This is a genomic window from Ruegeria sp. BH6, from assembly GCF_056538105.1.
Genome location: NZ_JBQFSR010000006.1, coordinates 181363 through 202475, shown reverse-complemented (window position 1 = coordinate 202475; position 21113 = coordinate 181363). Strand labels below are relative to the sequence as shown.

At 59.1% G+C, this 21113-nt stretch carries 20 protein-coding genes; 15 read left to right on the top strand and 5 right to left on the bottom strand.

Annotated features, from left to right (window positions below):
* Positions 1–13: 13 nt before the first annotated feature.
* From ACR0B8_RS14230 to trhA, 5 genes are all read left to right on the top strand, one after another.
* Positions 14–637: a glutathione S-transferase family protein gene (locus tag ACR0B8_RS14230; RefSeq protein ID WP_170349959.1), complete on the top strand. Its 624-nt coding sequence runs from the start codon at positions 14–16 to the stop codon at positions 635–637.
* Positions 638–701: 64 nt separating this feature from the next.
* Positions 702–2759: an FAD-binding oxidoreductase gene (locus ACR0B8_RS14225; protein WP_480658798.1), complete on the top strand. Its 2058-nt coding sequence runs from the start codon at positions 702–704 to the stop codon at positions 2757–2759.
* Positions 2760–2838: 79 nt separating this feature from the next.
* Positions 2839–3918: a cysteine synthase A gene (cysK, locus tag ACR0B8_RS14220; RefSeq protein WP_480658800.1), complete on the top strand. Its 1080-nt coding sequence runs from the start codon at positions 2839–2841 to the stop codon at positions 3916–3918.
* A gap of 69 nt (positions 3919–3987) precedes the next feature.
* Positions 3988–6336 carry a fatty acid cis/trans isomerase gene (locus ACR0B8_RS14215; protein WP_480658802.1) on the top strand — a complete coding sequence of 783 codons (2349 nt, stop codon included), beginning with the start codon at positions 3988–3990 and terminating at the stop codon, positions 6334–6336.
* A gap of 37 nt (positions 6337–6373) precedes the next feature.
* Complete coding sequence (gene trhA / locus ACR0B8_RS14210) at positions 6374–7042, top strand: PAQR family membrane homeostasis protein TrhA (protein WP_170349956.1); 669 nt, start codon at positions 6374–6376, stop codon at positions 7040–7042.
* Between the two features lie 12 nt (positions 7043–7054).
* On the opposite strand, the gene tolA is transcribed toward trhA, so the two are convergent.
* Genes tolA through ACR0B8_RS14185 form a run of 5 tightly spaced genes read right to left on the bottom strand, consistent with a single transcriptional unit; the run spans position 7055 to position 11580 of the window.
* Positions 7055–7873 carry a cell envelope integrity protein TolA gene (tolA, locus tag ACR0B8_RS14205; protein WP_170361778.1) on the bottom strand — a complete coding sequence of 273 codons (819 nt, stop codon included), beginning with the start codon at positions 7871–7873 and terminating at the stop codon, positions 7055–7057.
* Positions 7870–8253, bottom strand: a complete 384-nt coding sequence (locus ACR0B8_RS14200; protein ID WP_170361777.1) for an ExbD/TolR family protein — start codon at positions 8251–8253, stop codon at positions 7870–7872. The genes tolA and ACR0B8_RS14200 overlap by 4 nt, the downstream gene beginning before the upstream one ends.
* A gap of 4 nt (positions 8254–8257) precedes the next feature.
* A complete protein-coding gene (locus ACR0B8_RS14195) occupies positions 8258–8629 on the bottom strand; it encodes an ExbD/TolR family protein (RefSeq protein ID WP_170361776.1) in 372 nt (123 codons plus the stop codon).
* 4 nt (positions 8630–8633) lie between these two features.
* Positions 8634–9467, bottom strand: a complete 834-nt coding sequence (locus ACR0B8_RS14190) for a MotA/TolQ/ExbB proton channel family protein (protein ID WP_170361775.1) — start codon at positions 9465–9467, stop codon at positions 8634–8636.
* Positions 9468–9525: 58 nt separating this feature from the next.
* A complete protein-coding gene (locus ACR0B8_RS14185; RefSeq protein ID WP_226689436.1) occupies positions 9526–11580 on the bottom strand; it encodes a TonB-dependent receptor in 2055 nt (684 codons plus the stop codon).
* A 315-nt stretch (positions 11581–11895) separates the two neighbouring features.
* Here ACR0B8_RS14185 and ACR0B8_RS14180 point away from each other — a divergent pair, with 315 nt between their 5' ends.
* The 10 genes from ACR0B8_RS14180 to ACR0B8_RS14135 all read left to right on the top strand — a co-directional run bounded on the left by ACR0B8_RS14180 (position 11896) and on the right by ACR0B8_RS14135 (position 21110).
* Positions 11896–12942, top strand: a complete 1047-nt coding sequence (locus ACR0B8_RS14180; protein WP_480658806.1) for a hemin-degrading factor — start codon at positions 11896–11898, stop codon at positions 12940–12942.
* Positions 12939–13790: a heme/hemin ABC transporter substrate-binding protein gene (locus ACR0B8_RS14175; RefSeq protein ID WP_480658808.1), complete on the top strand. Its 852-nt coding sequence runs from the start codon at positions 12939–12941 to the stop codon at positions 13788–13790. The genes ACR0B8_RS14180 and ACR0B8_RS14175 overlap by 4 nt, the downstream gene beginning before the upstream one ends.
* Positions 13783–14847, top strand: a complete 1065-nt coding sequence (locus ACR0B8_RS14170) for a FecCD family ABC transporter permease (RefSeq protein WP_480658810.1) — start codon at positions 13783–13785, stop codon at positions 14845–14847. Before ACR0B8_RS14175 ends, ACR0B8_RS14170 begins: the two co-directional genes overlap by 8 nt.
* A 3-nt stretch (positions 14848–14850) precedes the next feature.
* Positions 14851–15621: a heme ABC transporter ATP-binding protein gene (locus tag ACR0B8_RS14165; RefSeq protein WP_425081924.1), complete on the top strand. Its 771-nt coding sequence runs from the start codon at positions 14851–14853 to the stop codon at positions 15619–15621.
* 106 nt (positions 15622–15727) lie between these two features.
* On the top strand, positions 15728–16708 hold the full coding sequence (gene bioB / locus ACR0B8_RS14160; protein ID WP_170349946.1) for a biotin synthase BioB: 981 nt from the start codon (positions 15728–15730) through the stop codon (positions 16706–16708).
* Entirely contained in the window at positions 16705–17838 is a 1134-nt protein-coding gene (locus ACR0B8_RS14155) for an 8-amino-7-oxononanoate synthase (RefSeq protein ID WP_226689441.1), read from the top strand. The genes bioB and ACR0B8_RS14155 overlap by 4 nt, the downstream gene beginning before the upstream one ends.
* Entirely contained in the window at positions 17835–18455 is a 621-nt protein-coding gene (bioD, locus tag ACR0B8_RS14150; protein ID WP_226689442.1) for a dethiobiotin synthase, read from the top strand. The genes ACR0B8_RS14155 and bioD overlap by 4 nt, the downstream gene beginning before the upstream one ends.
* Positions 18452–19738 (top strand): adenosylmethionine--8-amino-7-oxononanoate transaminase, encoded by a 1287-nt coding sequence (bioA, locus tag ACR0B8_RS14145; protein WP_170361766.1) that lies wholly within the window; start codon positions 18452–18454, stop codon positions 19736–19738. Before bioD ends, bioA begins: the two co-directional genes overlap by 4 nt.
* A complete protein-coding gene (locus ACR0B8_RS14140) occupies positions 19735–20355 on the top strand; it encodes a pimeloyl-ACP methyl esterase BioG family protein (RefSeq protein ID WP_170361765.1) in 621 nt (206 codons plus the stop codon). Before bioA ends, ACR0B8_RS14140 begins: the two co-directional genes overlap by 4 nt.
* Positions 20352–21110, top strand: coding sequence for a methyltransferase domain-containing protein (locus ACR0B8_RS14135; RefSeq protein ID WP_170361764.1), 759 nt, complete (start codon positions 20352–20354; stop codon positions 21108–21110). The genes ACR0B8_RS14140 and ACR0B8_RS14135 overlap by 4 nt, the downstream gene beginning before the upstream one ends.
* Positions 21111–21113 lie beyond the last annotated feature (3 nt).

Below are 21113 nucleotides of genomic sequence, written 5' to 3'. Positions count from 1 at the left end.
AAAGAGCTTTCAAATGTCCAACGCAATCCGAATTCACAGCTTCCCCCTGTCCGGCCATGCCCATCGTGCCGTCCTGTTTGCCAGCATTGCCGGTATTAATCATGACGTCATCGATGTGGATTTGGCTGGTGGTGAGCATAAGCGCGAGCCGTTTTTGGCGATGAACCCTGCGGGGCAGGTACCGGTGCTTGAAGATGGTGATGTGGTCATCACCGACAGCAACGCCATTCTGGTCTATCTGGCGCGCAAATATGCACCGTCCTATCTGCCTGCGGACCCAGTGCATGAGGCCGAAGTGCAGAAGTTTCTGACCCTCGCAGCTGGTGAGATCGCCTTTGGCCCTGCCGCTGCGCGTTTGATCAATGTTTTCAATGCGCCCTTGAACAAGGACTTTACCCACGCCACCGCGGCAAAGGTTCTTGCTAAGCTGGATGCGCATCTTGAAGGCCGCGAGTGGCTGGTTGGGGATGCCCCAACAATCGCGGATGTCGCCATCTACAGCTACACCGCGCATGCGCCTGAAGGTGACGTTTCGCTTGAACCTTACGCAAACGTGCGCCGCCTTCTGGCCAATGTCGAGGCGCTGGACGGCTTTGTCCCGATGCCTCGCACCGCGGTTGGTCTGAACGCGGCCTGATCCACCCCTTGGCCAGCTGCGCATTTGTGGCTGGTCAACCCGCCCCTGACATATGAGGTCTGCCATGAACGCCCCGACCGCATCAGATACATCGCCTTTCCACGCAGGTGAACGGGATATGCAATCCCGCATCGGCAAACGGGAAAAGATGGAGGCTGTTGGCCGGAACTACATCCGCCCCTACATGCCCGATCAGCATCGAGAGTTCTTTGGCAAGCTGCCTTTTCTTGTAGTGGGCAGCGTCGATCCTGATGGTTGGCCCTGGGCGTCGATGATCTCGGGTCGGCCGGGGTTTATCCATTCACCGCATGACCGTCGGCTTGATGTTGACGTCCAGCCTCTGCCAGACGACCCGGTGCGAACGGCGCTGAAGCCTGGTGCGCCCATCGGTGTCGTCGGGGTCGAACTTTCCACGCGGCGCCGCAACCGTATGAATGCCACCGTTGGGCGGATCGAAAATGGCGGTTTCTCTCTGGATGTGGTGCAGTCATTCGGGAATTGTCCGCAGTACATCCAGACCCATGATGTTACCTTTGTCCGAGAGCCGGACGCCAACGTTGCCTGCTCTGTCGATCGGCTACTTGAGCTGGACCCAAGAGCCCGGGACATGATTGCGACGGCCAATTCGTTTTATGTCGCCAGCCACGCCAACACCCCCGACCATACGGGCGTTGACGTTTCACATCGGGGCGGGCGGTCGGGGTTTGTGCGGGTTGAGGGCAACAGCCTGTTGGTTCCTGATTTTGCGGGCAATAATTTCTTCAACACGCTGGGCAACTTCCTCGTAAATCCGAGGGCGGGCCTAGTATTTCCGGATTATCAGACCGGCGATGTGTTGATGCTGACTGGGACGGTTGAGGTGCTGTCAGAAGACCATCCCGATATCGCGGGCTTCCATGGTGCAAGTCGGGGTTGGTGGTTTCATCTGGATCACGGCCTACGCCTTCATGACGCACTGCCGTTCCGAGCTGAATTTCTGGAGTTTTCGCCCAACAGTCTGATGGCGGATGACTGGCAAACAGCCGAGGCCAGGCGAGAGGCTGAAGCACTGCGCCGTCAGTGGCGAACCCTGCGGGTGGCTGCTGTTCAGGATGAAAGCGACGTGATCCGGTCATTCATCTTCGAGGCCACGGATGACCTGCCTCTGTTGCCGTTTGAAGCAGGTCAGTTTCTGACACTTCGCACTAGCCCCGATGGCACGGCGCCGGCAACGCGGACCTACACGGTTTCCTCGGCGCCCGGCGATGCCGGGTATCGGATTTCCGTCAAGCGCGAACCGGGTGGTGTGATGTCAAACCATTTGCACGAAACACTGTCGGTCGGTGATCTGGTCGAGGTCAAAGCCCCGAAAGGTCAGTTTTTTCTGGATGCGTCTGAAACCCGGCCTGCTGTGCTGTTTGCAGGCGGGGTCGGTATCACACCGATGATGTCGATGACCCGCCACGTGATGCACGAAGGCGCGCGAACCCGCCACACGCGCAACCTGACCATTTTTCACGCCGCGCAAACCGTGGGACAGCGGGCTTTTCACAGTGACCTGCAACAGGCTGCGGCCGAGGGCGGCGGAAAGATCCGTTATGTCTCGGTTGTTTCACAGCCCGAAGAAGGCACCCGCGTGGGGGTGGATTTTGACGCCGAAGGCTACATCACGCCCGAACTGATCCAAGATATGTTGCCTCTGGATGACTACGACTTCTTTCTTTGTGGCCCGGCCCCTTTCATGCAAGCGATCTATGACATGCTGCGCGGTCTCGGCGTGCGGGATGACCGTATTTATGCCGAAGCCTTTGGCCCTGCCGCATTGGCGCGGCGCGTCGACGAGAACGCCGTCGCGTTCCAGCCCGAGCCTGAGGCTGAAGCAGCCAATGTGGAATTCAAAGCCAGCAATCAAAAGGTGCAATGGGCGCAAGGCGACCCGACCTTACTGGAGGTGGCCGAGGCGCAGGGATTGACACCAACCTTTTCCTGCCGTTCAGGATCATGCGGCAGCTGTCTAACCCGCAAGATTGCCGGTCAAGTTGCCTATCGCACCGAACCATCAGCTGAACATTCAGAAGACGAGGTGCTGATCTGTTGTGCCGTGCCCGCCAAGGGGTCGGACACGGTTGTGCTGGATATCTGAGGTGAAAGGTTTTCGGGACATTGTCGTAAGCGCCGAGTAAACAGGTCTGATGAAACGCGCGACCATGTAAGGAAACCCAATGACTGATGCCAAACTCAGAACCACATCGGGCAATGGCCGGATCTTTGACAGTGTACTCGACACGATCGGAAACACCCCCACGATCCGCATCAACAATCTGGGACCCGAGGCCGTCAACCTGTTCGTTAAATTTGAGGCGTTCAACCCCGCCGGATCGGTCAAGGATCGTCTTGCCGTCAATATCATCGAAGCCGCAGAACGCAGCGGTGCCCTGAAACCTGGCCAGACGGTTGTCGAGGCCACCAGTGGTAATACGGGCATCGGTCTTGCGATGGTCTGCGCGCAAAAGGGTTATCCGCTGGTTGTGACCATGGCCGAAAGCTTCTCGACTGAACGTCGTCGCTTGATGCGTATGCTGGGTGCAAAGGTTGTTCTGACGCCAAAGGCGGAAAAAGGCTTTGGCATGTACCGCAAGGCTGCTGAACTGGCCGAGGAACACGGCTGGTTTCTGGCGCGTCAGTTCGAAACTCAGGCCAATGCTGAGATCCACGCCGCAACAACCGCGCGGGAAATACTGGGTGACTTCAATGGCGACAGGTTGGACTATTTCGTGACAGGCTATGGCACCGGTGGCACGGTTACTGGGGTGTCGCGGGTTTTGCGCGCTGAAAGTCCTGAGACCAAAATCATCCTGACCGAACCGGCCAACGCGCAGTTGGTGGGCAGCGGCGTCGCGACTGAGCGTGGCAAGGATAGCGATCCAGTTTCAAGCCACCCCGCGTTCGAACCGCATGTCATTCAGGGCTGGACGCCAGACTTTATTCCCGCAGTTTTGCAGGAATCCATCGACAACCGCTATTTTGATGAGCTGATCCCGGTGGCCGGTCCGACAGGGGTTGAATGGGCGCAGAAGTTGGCCAGCCAAGAGGGTATCCTGACCGGCATATCCGGCGGCGCGACCTTTGCCGTCGCAATGCAGATTGCTGAACAGGCCGAGCCCGGCGCGTCGGTCCTGTGCATGCTGCCTGACACGGGTGAGCGGTATCTGAGTACACCCCTGTTCGACGGGTTCCCGGTTGAGATGACAGAAGAAGAGACTGCGATCTCACGCTCGACACCCGGATATCACACCGGCTGACGATCAAGCGATTCTTGCCTAATACCCCCTGTAACTGCAATGATATCGGCAAGTTACGGGGGAGCGCAGATGCGAAAACGTCTATTGCTGCTGAAAGTCGCAATCGCGATGACTGTGGTCAGCATTGGTCTTTTTACCCTGGATGCCCGGGCCCAGGGAACGACCAGCCCCGCTGCGCAGGATCAAAGCTTGGCTGATGTGAAATCGATCATGGACCGTCGCTGTGTCGTCTGCCACAGCTGCTATGACGCACCCTGTCAGTTGAAACTCACCTCGCCCGCAGGCGTTCAGCGCGGAGCAAGCAAACAGGCCGTTTATCATACCGAGCGTTTGACCGATGCCCAGCCCACGCGGCTGGGGATTGATGCGCAAACGGTCCCCGAATGGCGGGCGCTGGGATTTCACACGGTAACCCGTGATCCAAATGATGCCGAAGCTCCGGGCCTGCTGGAACGGTATCTTGAGCTGGGGCGACAGAATCCGATGCCGATTAACGCGCCACTTCCGAGCGAGCTTGGTCTGGCGCTTGATCGCCCTCTGGTCTGTCCGACATCCGGTGAATTTGATCAGTTCAGCCGCGATCATGCGCTTGCGGGCATGCCCTATGGCACAGCGCCACTGGCGGATGCCGAATTTCAGGCCCTCATGACCTGGGCGCGCAGCGGCGCAGCGCTGCCACCTGTTGCAACCGAAATTCCCTCAGAGATTCAGGACCAGATCACGCAGTGGGAGGCATTCCTGAACTCAAACGACATGCGCAGCCAGTTGATGAGCCGGTATCTGTACGAACACCTGTTTCTGGCCCGCCTCCATTTTCAGGGCGACGATGCGCGGCGGTTCTTCCAACTTGTCCGCTCGACCACCGCGCCGGGTGACACCATAGACATTATTGCCACGCGGCGGCCATTCGATGATCCGGGGGAGGGTGCGTTTTACTATCGTTTGCAGCAGGTCACCGAAACGATCGTACACAAGGAACATCTGGTCTATTCGATGGGACCAGATCGCATGGCGCGCTATCAACAATTGTTTCTGGATCCCGATTGGACACTCACTGAGCTACCCCCCTATGGCGATGCCGAGGGCGGCAATCCATTCAGCACCTATATGCAGATGCCCGCCAAAAGCCGCTATCAGTTCCTGTTGGATGATGCGCTGTTTTTTGTCCGCAGCTTCATACGCGGCCCTGTCTGTCACGGAGCGACCGCAGTTGATGTGATCGAAGACCGGTTCTGGGTCAGCTTCCTTGACTCGGAAGCGGATTTGTCAGTTACCGACCCCAGCTTTCTGCAAGACGGGGCCATCTATCTGGAGTTGCCCGTGTCAGAGGCCGACGCCAGTGCATTGGGCGCGTTGCCGGGGTTTTCGCACAAGAACCAGGTTCGGTATCTCGAGTTTCGGGATGCACGGTACAAGAAGGCCCCGATATACGAAACCGGGTTTGACTATGGCTCGATCTGGGACGGCGACGGCTCGAACCCCAACGCTCTGATCACCGTGTTCCGTCACTTCGACAACGCCTCGGCCATGACCGGATTTCACGGCGGCATTCCCGAAACCGCGTGGGTTCTGGATTTCCCGGTGTTCGAACGTATCTACTATGACCTGGTCGCGGGCTATGATGTTTTCGGCCGGGTCGAGCATCAGCTGACCACGCGGCTTTATATGAACGAGCTGCGGATGGAGAGTGAGGATACGTTTCTGTATTTCATGCCACGGGATGTCAGGTCGCAGATGCATCAAGGCTGGTATCAGGGCGTGTTGGCCGAATGGCTTACCTATTGGCACCGTCGCCACGTTGATGGACATTTCCCCACCGGCATCACCTTTGCAACCACCACTCCTAAGCAAGAGTTCCTCTTGACCTTGCTGGAACGTGGCAACGGCCTGTGGCCCACCACCGACCCGATCAACCGATGTGTGGACGGTGATTGCCCCTCGGATCAGTCAGGCATTTTGCTGCGCGATCTGGCGGATCAGATCGGAGATTGGGTGAAATATCTGCCCGACCTGTCCGTTCTTGTGGTCGAGCAAGATGGCGGCGCGGCAGAGCTGTTCACCCTGGCCCATGACAAGGCGCATTCCAACGTCGCCTTTCTGTTTGAAGAAAAGTCGCGCCGACTCCCGGCCGAGGACACGGTGACAATTCTTCCGGGCCTGATCGGCAGTTATCCGAACTTTTATTTCCATGTCCGGCAGAACCAGTTGGCCCCCTTTATAACTGCGTTGAAATCCGTCAGATCGCAAAGCGATTACATGGCCTTGGTGGCAGAATACGGCGTGCGCCGGACAAGCCCCGAATTCTGGGCGCTCAGCGATCGGATTTACGAGATATTCCTGGATCAGAAGCCAATACAGGCAGGGGTGTTTGACCTGAACAGGTACAAAGACCCGAAGGCGGGGGATGATCCGACCTAAACTTGTCGGGTTGCGATCCGGCCCCTAGATTTGAGACATGTGGTCTTTTGCAGATATCCGGCCGGCCTATACCCGGGCCGAACGTATCAGCGATGGGGTTGTACACGTATTGGGCGTGGCCGCGGCCCTTGTTGCCGTGCCGGTTCTGATCACGATCACCGCCCAGCACCGGTCCGAGCCCGAGGCGGTACTGGGAGTTTCGATCTATGGCGTGACACTGGTGTTGATGCTGACGTTTTCCGCCCTCTACAACATGGTCGACAATGACAGATGGTCCGATCTACTGCGCCGGCTGGATCATTCGGGTATCTACGTCAAGATCGCCGGCACCTACACACCGTTCGTTTTGCTTTCGGGCGGGCAGGCATGGGGGCTTTTGATTGGCTTATGGTCGTCGGCGACGCTGGGATCAACATTGAAGCTGATCGATCCAAACCGGTTTCGGTGGTTTGGTCTGGGCCTGTATCTGATGATGGGATGGGCCATCATTTGGGCCGGACAATCCATGCTGACCGAGCTGTCGCCGACAATAGTGTGGCTGATGATGGCGGGCGGTGTCGTTTATACCGTCGGCGTTGCATTCTATCTTTCGGAACACCTGCCGTTTCACAATACCATCTGGCACGTGTTTGTCCTGACCGGCAGCGCGCTGTTTTTCATCGCGATTTCGGTTCGTATTCTGTTGGAACCACACCCGTTTTCCTGACGGTGGCGCCGGTTAACGGGGCTCAAACCTGATCGGTACAGAAAAGCGAAAGCTGTCGCCCTGTAACCCCTTGGGTGCTTTCGGTACGCGCTTTGTACGGGCCACAGCGCTAAGCGCGGCCTGATCCAGTGCCGAATTGCCCGATGATTTCAGAAGTTTATGCGACAACAGACGCCCATCGCGCGAAACGGTCAGGGTGATCATGGCGCTGCCACCATCCGTGCGGCGCAACGATTGCTTGTTGCGCTCGATGCGGGCGCGAACTTTTGCACCCCAAAACACCTTGAGCTTTGCTTGCTTTCCAGAGGACCCAGCGTTCACTTTCGCCGATCCCGCCCCGGCCTGCGATCCGTCACCTGAACCTGCGGAAACCTGTTTGTTGACACCTGCGGCGGTTACCTTGGCTTTTCGACCGTCCTGCGCGGGCGTCTTGTCTGGCTGTTGAGATTCACGCTCGGCCCTTTCCGTCGGCGCGACAACTGGTGGCGGCTGTGCCGTGTCCACCTGCGGCAGCTTCTCCGGTTCTTGCGGGGCAAGTGCGATTGTCATTTGAGCCATTGGGGCCTGATCGATTTTCAAGGTTGGCCCGGCGGGGACGGCCGGGGTTTGCGGCACTTGCACGGTCGGTGTCTGCCGGGTGGGCGTGATGGGCGCAGCCTCCCACGTTTTGACCATCTCGGCCACCGAGGGGGCGGCAGCTTTTATCGTTGCCAGATCCGCACCACCAACACCGCCCGCAACAACACCAGACTTTGGCTGGCTGGCAAAGGCGGCGAGATGCAAGGCGGCGGCCAGAGCGACAAAAACAAAGGCTTCAACCCAGCGTTTCATTTTCGGGCCACCACAAGCTCGACCCGGTTCAGCCCCGCTTGTGCAAGACCACGCAGCAGCCCGGACACCACTTTGGCCTCAAGCTGCGCATCGGCGCGAACCTGGACGACGCTGTTGGTTTCGCTAATCGTTGCCAAGGCGACCAGCGCCGCGTTTCCTTCCTCCCCTTCGAAGGACATACGGCCAGTTTTGTCGACATAAAGCACCCGCTCGACCTTGGGGTCGGTGTCGGATGTCGATTTTGGCGGGGTAACTTCGAACGGCTCGGGTTTGATTAGGTTCGCCGTCATCAGGAAAAAGATCAGCAGTAGAAACACGACATTGATCATCGGCAGGATGGATGCAGGGCGCGGTTTGCCGGATGGGTCCGAGAAATTCATCGCGCTATTCCACCAAAACGACCGAAATAAGCCCGGCGTCACGCAGGATCTCGGTGACGGTCACGATCCGTTGCAATGTCGCGCCATCCCTGCCGCGCAAGATCACCAAATCCGTGGGGGCCTGCATCAGTGGTGCAAGATCGCGAGCTATATCCGCGCTGGCGATGCCGTTCAGCAACTCTTGGTCGGGCAGGACGTCAATCAGGCGCGGCGGTCCGCTATATTCGTGGCCCGCAGAGGCCAGCGGCAGCGGGAAGATGGTCTCGGACCCGAAGCGGGACGCCAGCATGAAGAACACCAAAAGCAGGAACACCACGTCGATCATCGGCGTGAGGTTGGGCTTGCGTCTGGGTTTTGCAATTGGGGCGAATTGCATCAGATCACTCGGCAGCCAGTTTCAGATTGCCCGGCTTGCCTGATACGAAAATACGGGTTGCGCCGTCTTCCAAATCGCGGCGGATGCGGTCGATTACGGCCTCGAACCACGTCAGCGCGGCCGAGGCTGGGATGGCCACGGCCATACCTGCTGCGGTGGTCAGAAGCGCCTCCCAGATGCCGCCAGCCAATAGGGAGGGATCGGCGCGGTTGCCTGACTGTTGCAGCGCCTGAAACGCTGCAATCATGCCCAGAACTGTGCCCAACAGACCCAACAGAGGTGCGATCGTTGCGATCAGCTCTAGTGCTCGAAGGCCGGTACCGGCGTCGGCAATCTCGCGTTTGGCCACGCGCGAAACCTCTTCGCGGGCGCGGTCTTCGGGTAGGGTGCGAATGGACCGGATGGCATGGCTCATCACCTTGGATCGAATTCCCCGGCGGCCATAGAGCGTCGTAGCAGCGGCATCGGGCTCCCCAGTCTCGAACAAATCCACGGCCTGACCGGCCTTGCCTCTCGACCATGCCCCGATCAGGGCCAGCCGCCAAATCTTCCACAGGATCAGGGCAACGGTGACCACAGACAGTGCCGCGATGGCCCAGATCGATGGTCCGCCTTTGCGCAGAAACTCGGCCGCCTGGACCGAGGCATCCTGCGCGGTTTCCACACCTGTGCTGTGCCCAGGCACGGGCTCGTTGGGTTGAGCCGAAACTGGTTGCGCTGGTCCAATCTGGTCGCCTGACACCAGAACCTCTGGCGCTGGGGGTGTCAGGGTGTCTTGCGCGGCGAGGGCAACCGGTACCATCGCAAGGGCCATAAACAGGATCAATCGGGATATCATAAGGTTCTCCTGTGTGCAGGGCCAACCGGGTTACCCCGTGGCCCCGCTGTTCTCCGGGTCAGAAGGTTGCAGTGACGAATAGGTTGATATTGCGTCCTGCTGCCGGGATCTGGTCATTGGCCCGGTAGGACCTGTCGAGGATGTTGTTAAGCTCGAGCGTCAGCAATGCGTTCTCGGTCAAATCCACGCTGCCGCGGAAGTTCAGCGTGGTCCAGCCCGAGGTCGGGTTGGTGCCGGTGGCTGTCCCGCTGTCGACGATATTGCCGTTTTCGTCGCGCAACTTGGCCGCGCTTTCGCCCCGCAGGAACATATCCCAGGTGCCCGTCAAGCTGGCTGTCTGCCAGTCTGAGCGCACACCAAGCGTCCCTGTCCATTCCGGCGTGCCACTGTCTTTGGTGCTGAACCCGTTGGAATAGGTGAACTCTCGGGTCACATTCGACACGATGACATAGGGGCGCACACCGCCCCAGCCGGGATCAACCTCGGCCGCGATTTCAATGCCCCAGCTGTCTGCGCTTTCGACATTGTCATAAATCAGCTCGGCCGGATTGACCGGATCGGCCACGGTGGTGATGTAGTCCTTGGCTTCGGTATAGAAAATGGCCGTATCCAGCACGAAGTTCCCGCGATCCACGCGCGCACCGATTTCATAGTTGGTCGCCGTTTCGGGTTTCAGGTTCGGATTGCCATTGATGACCTGGCCGCCAGCCGACGTGGACAGGTACAGCTCGGACAGGGACGGGAATGTATAACCTTGCGAGATGTTGGCCCGCAGGATGGCGTCATCTGACAGATTGTAGACGGCACCAATCGAGCCCAGCCAGCGGTCATCGCTGTTGCTGGCATCCGGCAGCGGAAACCCGTTGACCGTTCGTTCGTTCAGATCGCTTTCGACGCTGTAGTAGCGCGCGCCGACCGTGGCGACGAAATCGCCAAAGGTTGCTTCATGCTGAAAAAAAATACTGGCCGTTCGGATTTCCGCATCCGTGAAAGAGGGCACGCTGATTTGGCTGGGCGGTCCAAAGGGCGGAATGATCGTGATATCAGAGGTCTTGGTGGTCTCTAGCCGGTCATCGTCATATTCAAGCCCGATGACCGATCGGTGACCGGGCGCAAATTCAAAGTTTGCTGTTGCCACGAACCCGCTGGTTGTCTGTTCATCGTCCGATCCCGCGTTGACAATGGTGGTGACCGGCCCGCCGCTGCTGGTGAATTCGCTGTCGAACACGCGGTCGACCTTTTGCGTGTAAGCGCTGAACTTCAGCATCGACATCCAGGGCGTCAGGTCTTCGCCTTCGTAGAACGCGCTGTATTTGCGCAGGTCCCGTTTGGGCAGGTTGATCTGGGCATCCGGGCTGCCGGTGAACACCTCGGTCGAGGCGTCGAAATCCTGTGCGCGCAGGCCGACATAGCTGTTGCCAAAGCGGTATCCGACAAAGCCCAGCACGCCGTGTTCTTCACTGCTGGAGGGCACCAGATCACCGTCGGGTGTTTCGCGGTCGTTCAGGTCCAGTTTCGAATACGACAGACGATAGTCAAAATCGTTGAACGTACCTGCGATGCTGGCAGCGGCGCGATAGCCGTCATTGGACCCGATGTAACCTGCGGTGCCGGAAACCTCGACCGGTTTGTCTGCGCCGCGTTTGGTGATGATGTTCACGACGCCACCGATGGCCCGATTGCCTGAGACAACTGATGAAGGGCCACGCACGATCTCGATCCGTTCGATATCGGTGGGTGACACCAGCAGAGGTGTTCCATAACGGTTGTGATCCGACAGGCGCTGACCGTCCAGCAGGATGGCGACGCGCTGCGAATCTTCGCCACGGATACGGATACGATCCAGATCATTCTCGGACACCTGAACGCCCGGCACATCCGACAACAGATTGGCGACTGAGGCCGGGGGGATTTCGCGGATTTCACCGGCATCCACAACGGTGACGGAGGACGGGCTGTCGAAAACCTCGGTTGGAAGCCCGGTGCCGGTGACGATGATGTCATCGAGTTGGATGATGTCGTCTTCTTGTTCTTGCGCCCATAGCGGCGTTGCCGCCAAAACGGCGCTGGTCAGGGCCACGCTTGCGGTAGGCCGCTTTAATGCTGATTTCATTGAAACCCCCAGTATGTGTATCGTGCAGTCAGAGTTGCACCCGCCTGAAACAGGCGAAATTCAGATGCTACCTCGCGATGTGCTGGGTGTTTCTACGGGCCTGCGCGCTAGATGCTGCGCGCTGTGGTCCATGTGGGCGGCTCCTTAGCGGATTAGATTTTTTAATACCATACTATTTTTGTCAGAAAACTGCTGCGTGCCCTTGATGCCACAGGCCGGACCGCTTAGGACAAGGGCAAAGAAAGCTAAAAAAGCGCGCAGCCCGGTCGTCTCGGTCCCAGCCAAATGCGTTTCGATACCATTGTGGAGACGACCATGACCCATCCAAGCCCTTCTGAAATCCGTGCTGCGCGGTTGGAAAACCCCAAGCGGCGCGAGCGTGATCTGGCGGATCAACTCGGCATCACCGAGGCACAGCTGGTGGCCGCGCATGTCGGACACGGAGCCACCCGCATAAGCCCCGACATGGATCGGCTTATGCCCTTGGTGAACCGATTGGGCGAGGTCATGGCACTGACTCGCAACGAAAGCTGCGTGATCGAGAAGGTGGGGATTTACGATGATTACCGTGGCGGCCCCCACGCGGCGCTGATCGCCAATCACGAGATTGATCTGCGCATGTTCCCGCGTCACTGGGTTTACGGCTTTGCCGTGGCCAAAACGCTTGAGGATGGCTCGGAACGCCTGTCCCTTCAGATTTTCGACGCCGCAGGTGATGCGGTTCACAAGGTCTTTTTGCGCGATACCTCTGTGATCGAGGAATGGGATGCCGTGATCGAGGCCCTGAAACTGCCGGACCAGTCAGACACTCTGACAGTTGAACCGCGCGCAGCGGTCGAACCTGCCAAGGTCGACCCCGAGAAAACCGACCGTCTGCGTGCTGGATGGTATGAAATCACAGATACCCATCAGTTTCTCCAGATGGTTCGCAAGCTCAAGCTGAACAGGTTGGGGGCCTATCGCATGGCCGGGGCGCCATATGTGCGGGCTCTGGTGATATCGGCCGTCGACACAATTCTGCACAGCGCCGCAAAAACAGGCCTGTCGATCATGGTTTTTGTTGGCAATCAGGGGTGCATCGAAATTCACACCGGACCCATCAAGGAGGTCAAGCAGATGGGCCCATGGCTGAATGTGCTGGATCCTGGCTTTAACCTGCACCTACGCACCGATCACATCGCCGAGGTCTGGCAGGCCAGGAAATCCACCAAACGAGGCGATGCGATCTCGGTCGAGGCGTTTGACGCGCAGGGCGCACTGATATTGCAAATCTTTGGCGTGCTGGCCGAGCCTGCCTCAGCTGCAATCTGGAACGACCTTGTTGCGTCGCTTGAGGGCCGCCCAGAGGAGGTTCCGGCATGACTCGGGTGCGCGCAAAACTGAAACTTGCCGGATTGGTGCTGTTGGTATCTGCATTTGGTCTGCATGCCGACCCGGCGCAACGCATTGTCTCGGCCGGGGGATCGATCACCGAGATCATTTATGCGCTGGGACAAGAACACCGGTTGGTGGCACGCGACAGCACGTCGAACCATCCGCCGCAGGTCGCCGCATTGCCAAACATAGGCTACGTGCGCCGCTTGTCCGCCGAGGGGTTGCTGTCGGTCAGCCCCGATCTGATCTTGGCAGAAGAGGGCGCAGGCCCGCCGGAAACGCTGGAGGTTCTGGCCGAAACTCATATCCCTTTTGTCAGTATACCGATGGGCCATGATCGCGCGGCGGTTGTCGCCAAGATCAAGGCCGTTGCCAAGGCGCTGGATGTTCCTGACGAGGGCGAAGCACTGGCGCAACGCGTTGGCGGCGCAATCGATGCCGCCACTGCGCACAGCGAATTGGCCGATCAGCGTGTTCTGTTTGTACTGGCAATGCAGGGTGGGCGCGTGCTGGCCGCAGGGCAGGATACAGCAGCGCAGGGTATTATCGAACTGGCCGGGGCCACAAATGCTGTTGAGGGGTTTCAGGGCTATAAACCATTGGGGGATGAGGCGATCATTACAGCAGCCCCCGATGTCATCTTGCTGATGGACAGCGGCCGACAGGTTTCCCTGACAGATGAAGAGGTTCTCAAACACCCTGCGATTGCGGCCACACCGGCAGGTCAGAACGCTAAATTGTTGCGGATGGATGGCATGTTGTTGTTGGGTTTCTCGGTGCGCACCGGGCAGGCCATCTCTGATCTTGCAGCTGGATTGCGCGGCGCCAATGGCTGACCAAACCGCTGACGGGATGGCAATCGACGGCGACCGGAGCGTAACCGCGCGTCGGCTCAGCTGGGTTTTGATCGTTGTATTGAGTGTGGTGGTGCTGACCGGGCTTGCAACGGGATCAGCGGGCACGTCGTTGTGGCAGGCATTGATTGATATGGCACAGGGCCAAGACCTGTCCTTGCGGGACCGGGTGGTTTTGCTGGATATCCGCGCGCCCCGTGTGATCATGGGTTGTTTTGTTGGGGCGGCGCTGGCTGTGTCTGGGGCGGTGCTGCAGGGCTTATTCCGCAACCCGCTGGCCGATCCGGGCATAGTTGGCGTCAGCGCCGGGGCCAGCTTGGGGGCGGTCGGTGCGATTGTTCTGGGCGGGACTTTGACCGTTGCCGCCGGGCTGGCAACATGGCTTGTCCCGATTGCTGCGTTCCTTGGCGCCTGGATCACCACAATGCTGCTCTATCGGGTTGCAACGCGGCGTGGCCGAACCTCTGTTGCAACGATGCTGCTGGCCGGGATTGCGCTGACCGCACTGGCGATGGCATTGACAGGCATCCTTGTCTATGCGGCGGATGACGCGCAGTTGAGGGATTTCACCTTTTGGTCCATGGGCTCTCTGGCGGGCAGCAGTTGGGGCAAGATCATGGTTGCGGCCCCGTTGATCCTGATCCCCCTAATGCTGTCGCCATTTCTGGCGCTGGGTCTGAACGGTCTGGCCCTGGGCGAAGCCGCAGCCGGGCATATCGGCATCCGCGTGCAACATCTGAAAACCTGCGCCATTCTAGTCGTCGCCGCATCGACCGGGGCAGCTGTGGCCGTCAGTGGTGGGATAGGGTTTGTGGGTATCGTGGTGCCGCATCTGCTGCGACTGGCCTCGGGGCCCGATCACAAATACCTGCTGGTCAATTCGGCCCTTCTGGGTGCGGCGCTTCTGGTGCTGGCCGATCTGATCAGCCGAATGATCATCGCGCCGTCTGAGTTGCCCATTGGGATTGTCACCGCAGTCATCGGCGCGCCGTTCTTTCTGTGGATTTTGTTGAGGCAACGCGGAATTGTGGACCTTTAGACCATGTTGATTGTCACAGACCTGAGCGTTCAGCTGGGACGCCGCACGATCCTAAGCAATCTATTTTTCTCAGCCCAGCCCGGACAGGTGACTGCTGTTGTCGGCCCGTCGGGGGCGGGTAAATCTACCTTGTTGGCCGCGCTGACCGGCGATCTGGACCATGACGGGGCCGTTACGTTGAACGGTCGGGATATCGCGCGAACCAGCGCTGCTGAGCTATCCGACATTCGTGCCGTCTTGCCACAAGCGACTCCGATGAGCTTTCCTTTCACCGTGTTAGAGGTGCTCCGCATGGGGCGTATGCGCAGGGCTATGGACGACCGGATTGCCTTGCATGCGCTGACTCGTGTCGGTTTGGGTGGATTTGAAGGGCGGTTCTATCAGGAACTGTCAGGGGGTGAACAGCAGCGTGTTCAACTGGCCCGCGTTCTGGTGCAGGTGTGGCAACCGACCGGGCCGGCAGGGTCGCGCTGGTTGTTTCTGGACGAACCCGTTTCCAGCCTGGATATCGGCCACCAATTGCAGGTGATGCAAATTGTTCGGGATTTCGCGGCCAGCGGCGGCGGGGTGGTCATGGTGATGCATGATCTGAACCTGACGGCCATGTGTGCCGACAATGTGATTCTACTGTCGGATGGGCAAATCCTCAGCCAGGGCACGCCGGTGGATACATTGTGCGACGATTTGCTCAGTCAGGCGTATGGCTGCCGTATTGCGGTCAATTGTGCCCCTGAAACAGGAGTCTACCTTTTACCGCAGGTGGCTGGGCTTTGATCACGCTTCGCGGTTCGGCGCTGTTGAATTAGATTTAAGTTGTAGTTTGTCGGATTATCGATATTAGAAAAGCTAGGCATGGAGTTTTGGATAGATTATCGATAAAATGGAAAACACCTCCCCCACTTGGACCCGCGAGGCGGCGCAGGCCGTATATGATCTTCCCCTGATGGATTTGCTGTTCCGCGCGCAGACCGTGCATCGCGAGAATTTCGATCCCAACAAGATTCAGACCTCCAAGCTGTTGTCGATCAAGACAGGTGGCTGCGCCGAGGATTGTGCCTATTGTTCGCAATCGGCGCGCAACGGCTCAAAACTGTCGGCCTCGAAACTGATCGAGGTTCAGCGCGTGTTGGCCGAGGCCCGCAAGGCCAAGGATGGTGGTGCTACCCGGTTCTGCATGGGCGCGGCCTGGCGTGAACCGAAAGATCGCGACATGGATGCGCTAGTGGCCATGGTCGAAGGCGTTCGCGAGATGGGTATGGAGACTTGCATGACGCTGGGCATGCTGGACGACAACCAGGTGTTTCGGCTGCGTGACGCCGGCCTGGACTATTACAACCACAACATCGACACGTCCGAGCGTTATTACCCCGAGGTGATCACCACCCGCACCTTTGCCGACCGGATCGATACAATGACCCGCGTGCAAGAAGCCGGGATCAAAGTGTGTTCCGGCGGTATCCTGGGGATGGGTGAAGAGGTCGGCGACCGTGTTGATATGTTGGTCACACTGGCCAATATGGGACCAGCACCTGAATCAGTGCCGATCAACATGCTGATGCCGCAGGAAGACACACCGCTGGCGGACGCCAAGCCGATCGATCCGATCGAGTTCGTGCGTGTGATCGCCACCGCCCGTATCATGATGCCGAAATCCTATGTTCGCTTGTCTGCCGGACGCAGCGACATGACCGATGAGCATCAGGCGATGTGTTTCCTGGCCGGGGCGAACTCGATCTTTGTGGGGGAAACGCTGCTGACGGCAGAGAACCCGGAAGAAGACACCGACGCGATCCTGTTTGCCAAGCTTGGGTTGCAAGCCGAAACCGTGGCCGGGCAAAGCTGTGCGGAAGCTGCTGAATGAAAGCATTGGGTCGCCTGAACTCGATGCTTGAAACATTAGGCGCCCGGCATCGTCGCCGGGTGCTGACCCCGAGGCGTGGGCTGGACTTTGCCTCGAATGATTATCTGGGTCTGTCCGAATCTGCATGGCTGCAAGGTGCCGCGCAAAAGGCGCTGGATCGCGGTGTGCCGCTGGGATCGGGTGGGTCGCGGTTGCTGCGCGGCAATCACCCGGAACATGAGGCGTTGGAGGCTGAGGCCGCCGCGTTTTTCGACGCCGAGGCCGCCTTGTTCATGGGTGGCGGGTTTCAGGCCAATCAGGCGATTTTTTCGACCCTTCCCGCCGGCGGTGATCTGATCCTGTATGACGATCTGGTTCATGCCAGCGCTCATGAAGGAATGCGTATGGGCCGGGCCGACACGCGGGCCTTTGCTCATAACGATGTGGCCGACGCACGCCGTGTTATTGCCGACTGGCTTTCCGCAGGAGGGTCCGGTCAAATCTGGATTGCCGTGGAAAGCGTTTATTCGATGGAGGGTGATCTCGCGCCCCTGAACGCGCTGTCCGATCTGGCTGTGGAGCAGGAAGCGGTGTTGGTCGTGGACGAAGCCCATGCAACCGGTGTTTTCGGCCCACACGGCAAAGGACTGGCGCATGGGTTGAAGGCCGAAGTGCTGACATTGCATACCTGCGGTAAGGGTCTGGGCGTTTCGGGCGGACTGATCTGTGGCCCACGGCTGATGATCGACGCGCTGATCAACAGGGCACGGCCGTTCATTTTTGCGACCGCGCCATCTCCGTTTAACGCGGCCCTGGTGCGGGCTGTACTGGCGCATTTGCAATCAGACACCGGACTGACCGAGGCGGCGAACGCTCGAATACATCATGCCCATGCCGAAGCGCGCCGGAACGGCGTGTCGCCGGGTGCGCTGAACAGTCAGATCATCCCCGTCATTCTTGGGGACGAAGCGCGCACGATGCAGACGGCCGCAGCCCTGCAGTCGCAAGGCTTTGACGTGCGCGGCATTCGCCCTCCTACGGTTCCGCGCGGCACATCGCGGCTACGGGTTTCGATTACAGGCAATGTTTCACAGGCCAATATTACCGCCTTGTTCGAAACCCTAGCGCATCAACAAAGCGAGGCCGCATGAGCCCTGTCATCGTAGTCGGAACGGATACGGGCATCGGGAAAACTGTCTTTGCAGCGGGCCTGACAGCAGTCCTTGGCGCGCGGTATTGGAAACCTGTGCAGTCGGGGCTGGAAGAGGCCACAGACTCGGAAACCGTCAAGGCCCTGACCGGGGCCGAGGTGCTGCCCGAGGCGTATCGGCTGAACATGCCCGCCTCGCCACATCTCTCTGCCGAGGATATGGGGATTGAAATCGACCCGGCCCGCCTGACCTTGCCGCCGGTACCCGGCCCACTTGTGGTTGAAGGCGCGGGCGGGTTGATGGTGCCGCTGAACCGTCAGGTCTTTTTCCTGGATGTGATTGCGCAGTGGCAGGCCCCGATTGTGCTGGTGGCGCGTACCGCACTGGGTACGATCAATCACACGACCCTATCCCTGATGGCATTGCGCAATGCAGGGTGCAAAGTGATTGGTGTGGCCTTTGTTGGCGACCCAGAGCCGGACGTGGAACAGACCATCGCCGAAATGACCAATATCCGCCATTTGGGCAGGTTGCCCTTCGTCGAAAACCTTTCACGCGAAACCCTGTCCGACGCATTCTCTGCCATCGACATTGACGCGATCCGAGGTGCCTTATGACACCGCTGGAGTTTGATGCCTGCCATCTGTGGCACCCTTACACAAACGTGCTGGAACCCGGCCCGATGCACCTGATCACGGGAGCAGATGGGGTTTGGCTGACGGCTGAGGATGGCACGCAGATGATCGACGCCATGTCGTCCTGGTGGTGTGCGGTGCATGGGCATCGTCACCCGGCCATCATCGCAGCCATGCAGTCGCAGTTGGATCAGATGCCGCATGTGATGTTTGGTGGGCTGACACATGAACCCGCGATTGAACTGGGCCGGAAAATGATCGGGCTTTTGCCAGCCGGGCTGGATCGCATTTTCTACAGCGACAGCGGGTCGGTCGCCATCGAAGTAGCCCTGAAAATGGCGGTGCAGTACCAAATGGCGCAGGGTCGCAAGGGGCGAACGCAGTTTGCCACCATCCGCGGCGGCTATCACGGCGACACCTGGAAAGCGATGAGCGTGTGCGACCCGGTCAACGGAATGCACGGGTTGTTTGCGGGTGCCCTGTCCGTTCAGCATTTCCTGCCGCGCCCACAGATCGCCTTTGGTCAGGACTGGTCCGAGGACGGTGACCTGAACGGGCTGAATGCACTGGAACAGTTGCTGGAGGCGAAAGTTGACCAGATCGCGGGGCTGATCCTTGAACCTGTGGTTCAGGGGGCAGGTGGGATGTATTTCTACCACCCGACCTGGCTGCAGCGCGCCCATGAGATGTGCAAGGCACATGACGTGCTAGTTATCTTCGATGAGATCGCCACTGGCTTTGGCCGCACCGGTGAGCTGTTTGCCCTGCACCATGCCGACATTGTGCCAGATATCCTGTGCGTGGGTAAGGCGCTGACAGGTGGGCATATCACGTTGGCGGCCACGGTCACCACCGAAACCGTTGCACGACGGATTGGGGAAAGCGAGGCCGGCGTCATGATGCACGGGCCTACCTATATGGCTAACCCGCTGGCCTGCGCGGCGGCAGTGGCCAGTCTGGAACAACTCTCGGTCCGCGATTGGCGGTCGGAAGTGGCGGGTATCGCTGTGCAGATGACGCAGGAGCTGGCTCTGGCGCGCGACTTGCCCGGTGTGGCAGATGTGCGCGTCTTGGGCGCCATCGGTGTTATCGAAATGGAAGGCTGGGTCGATCCGTCGGTGGCGCATGGGTTGGCATTGGAAACCGGCGTCTGGCTGCGACCGTTCGCGCGCAACATCTATTGCATGCCGCCCTATATCATCTCTTCAGATGAGCTAAGCCGCGTAACCTCGGCCATGGTATCGCTGGTTCGAGGGATGTCATGAAACAGCGCTGGTTGTCCCGCTCAGGCACGGCCGAGGTGCTTTTGGTCTTCGGGGGCTGGGCCCTTGGCCCGGGTCCTTTCGAAAGCCTTGAGGGCAATACGGATGTCTTGTTCGTCGACGACTATATCCGTTTGGATAACCCGCTGAGCGAGCTGTCAAACTATGACAGGGTCACCCTGATCGCGTTCTCGTTTGGCGTGGCCTCGGCCGCGCATTGGTTGGCACAAACGGGGGTGCGGCCAGATCGGCTGATCGCGGTCAGCGGCACTTTGCATCCCGCCGATGTCGAACGCGGCATCGCGCCGGACATGATCCGGGCCACGGCCGATCAACTTAGCACCGCCAGCTTTGCCAAGTTCTGCCGCCGAGCTGGGCTGGAAGGTCCAGCGCCCGAAATAGATATCGACACGGCAAAAGCAGAGTTGCACGCGGTGATCGAACGTGGCCCGGCACCCGATCCCGGGTTCGACCGGATTTGGATGCCGCTGAGGGACCGGATCATTTCCACATCCGCCCAAAAGGCAGCGTGGGCTGATCAACAAGAAGCAGTCCGAACTGTTCCAACCGCGCATATACCCTTTGCCAGCGGTCAGAACTGGCAGGAGTGGATCGCATGAATGCCCAGATGACCAGCCGCGTCCAGCGTAGTTTTAGCCGCAGTTTCCGCTCGTACCACGAGGCTGCCAACCAACAGGCGCGGATAGCTGAGCGATTGGCGCAGGATTTGCAACGTGACGGTGCTCCGACGCATTTTGCGTCCGGATTGGAGTTTGGCTGTGGCACCGGTCATTTGACCCAAAGGCTTTGCGCGCAGTTCGCGTTTGATGGTTTGACCGTCAACGATCTGTCACCCGAGGCATATGAGACCGCCGCGTCCTTTGGTGCAGGATTTCTGTGTGGTGATGCGGAAACGGTCGCATGGCCTGCGAAACCGGATCTGATTGCCTCGGCGTCAATGATCCAGTGGTTGCCAGATCCCGCCGCGTTCCTGCACCGGGCCGCGCGGGCGCTGGCCCCCGGAGGCTGGCTGGCGGTTTCCGGTTTTGGCCCGCTGCAATATCAGGAACTGGTGCAGATTGGATCGGCGGCGAAGGCGCCCGGCCTTTGTGGACCAGAGGTTTTGACCGCTGCTGTCGAAGGTATTCTGAACGTCGTCAGTGCCGGAGAATCCAAACAGCAGATGCAGTTTTCCTCTCCTCGCGACGTGCTGGACCATCTGCGCAGAACCGGAGTGAACGGGCGCGCGCAGAAGCCGTGGACAAAGTCGAGCCTGCTTTCCTTCAATAATGACTATGTTCGGCAGTTTGGCGGCAAGGACGGGGTTCCGTTGACCTATCACCCGACCTGGATCATCGCCCGGAAACCCGACTGATCC

Bases quoted from the DNA above. Each gene is read 5' to 3' on its own strand.
- ACR0B8_RS14185 (WP_226689436.1), bottom strand. From the start codon at position 11,580: ATGAAATCAGCATTAAAGCGGCCTACCGCAAGCGTGGCCCTGACCAGC.
- bioD (WP_226689442.1), top strand. From the start codon at position 17,835: ATGAGCCCTGTCATCGTAGTCGGAACGGATACGGGCATCGGGAAAACT.
- ACR0B8_RS14230 (WP_170349959.1), top strand. From the start codon at position 14: ATGTCCAACGCAATCCGAATTCACAGCTTCCCCCTGTCCGGCCATGCC.
- ACR0B8_RS14225 (WP_480658798.1), top strand. From the start codon at position 702: ATGAACGCCCCGACCGCATCAGATACATCGCCTTTCCACGCAGGTGAA.
- ACR0B8_RS14180 (WP_480658806.1), top strand. From the start codon at position 11,896: ATGACCCATCCAAGCCCTTCTGAAATCCGTGCTGCGCGGTTGGAAAAC.
- ACR0B8_RS14135 (WP_170361764.1), top strand. From the start codon at position 20,352: ATGAATGCCCAGATGACCAGCCGCGTCCAGCGTAGTTTTAGCCGCAGT.
- ACR0B8_RS14155 (WP_226689441.1), top strand. From the start codon at position 16,705: ATGAAAGCATTGGGTCGCCTGAACTCGATGCTTGAAACATTAGGCGCC.
- ACR0B8_RS14175 (WP_480658808.1), top strand. From the start codon at position 12,939: ATGACTCGGGTGCGCGCAAAACTGAAACTTGCCGGATTGGTGCTGTTG.
- ACR0B8_RS14170 (WP_480658810.1), top strand. From the start codon at position 13,783: ATGGCTGACCAAACCGCTGACGGGATGGCAATCGACGGCGACCGGAGC.
- bioB (WP_170349946.1), top strand. From the start codon at position 15,728: ATGGAAAACACCTCCCCCACTTGGACCCGCGAGGCGGCGCAGGCCGTA.
- ACR0B8_RS14190 (WP_170361775.1), bottom strand. From the start codon at position 9,467: ATGATATCCCGATTGATCCTGTTTATGGCCCTTGCGATGGTACCGGTT.
- ACR0B8_RS14200 (WP_170361777.1), bottom strand. From the start codon at position 8,253: ATGAATTTCTCGGACCCATCCGGCAAACCGCGCCCTGCATCCATCCTG.
- trhA (WP_170349956.1), top strand. From the start codon at position 6,374: ATGTGGTCTTTTGCAGATATCCGGCCGGCCTATACCCGGGCCGAACGT.
- ACR0B8_RS14195 (WP_170361776.1), bottom strand. From the start codon at position 8,629: ATGCAATTCGCCCCAATTGCAAAACCCAGACGCAAGCCCAACCTCACG.
- bioA (WP_170361766.1), top strand. From the start codon at position 18,452: ATGACACCGCTGGAGTTTGATGCCTGCCATCTGTGGCACCCTTACACA.
- ACR0B8_RS14215 (WP_480658802.1), top strand. From the start codon at position 3,988: ATGCGAAAACGTCTATTGCTGCTGAAAGTCGCAATCGCGATGACTGTG.
- ACR0B8_RS14165 (WP_425081924.1), top strand. From the start codon at position 14,851: ATGTTGATTGTCACAGACCTGAGCGTTCAGCTGGGACGCCGCACGATC.
- ACR0B8_RS14140 (WP_170361765.1), top strand. From the start codon at position 19,735: ATGAAACAGCGCTGGTTGTCCCGCTCAGGCACGGCCGAGGTGCTTTTG.
- tolA (WP_170361778.1), bottom strand. From the start codon at position 7,873: ATGAAACGCTGGGTTGAAGCCTTTGTTTTTGTCGCTCTGGCCGCCGCC.
- cysK (WP_480658800.1), top strand. From the start codon at position 2,839: ATGACTGATGCCAAACTCAGAACCACATCGGGCAATGGCCGGATCTTT.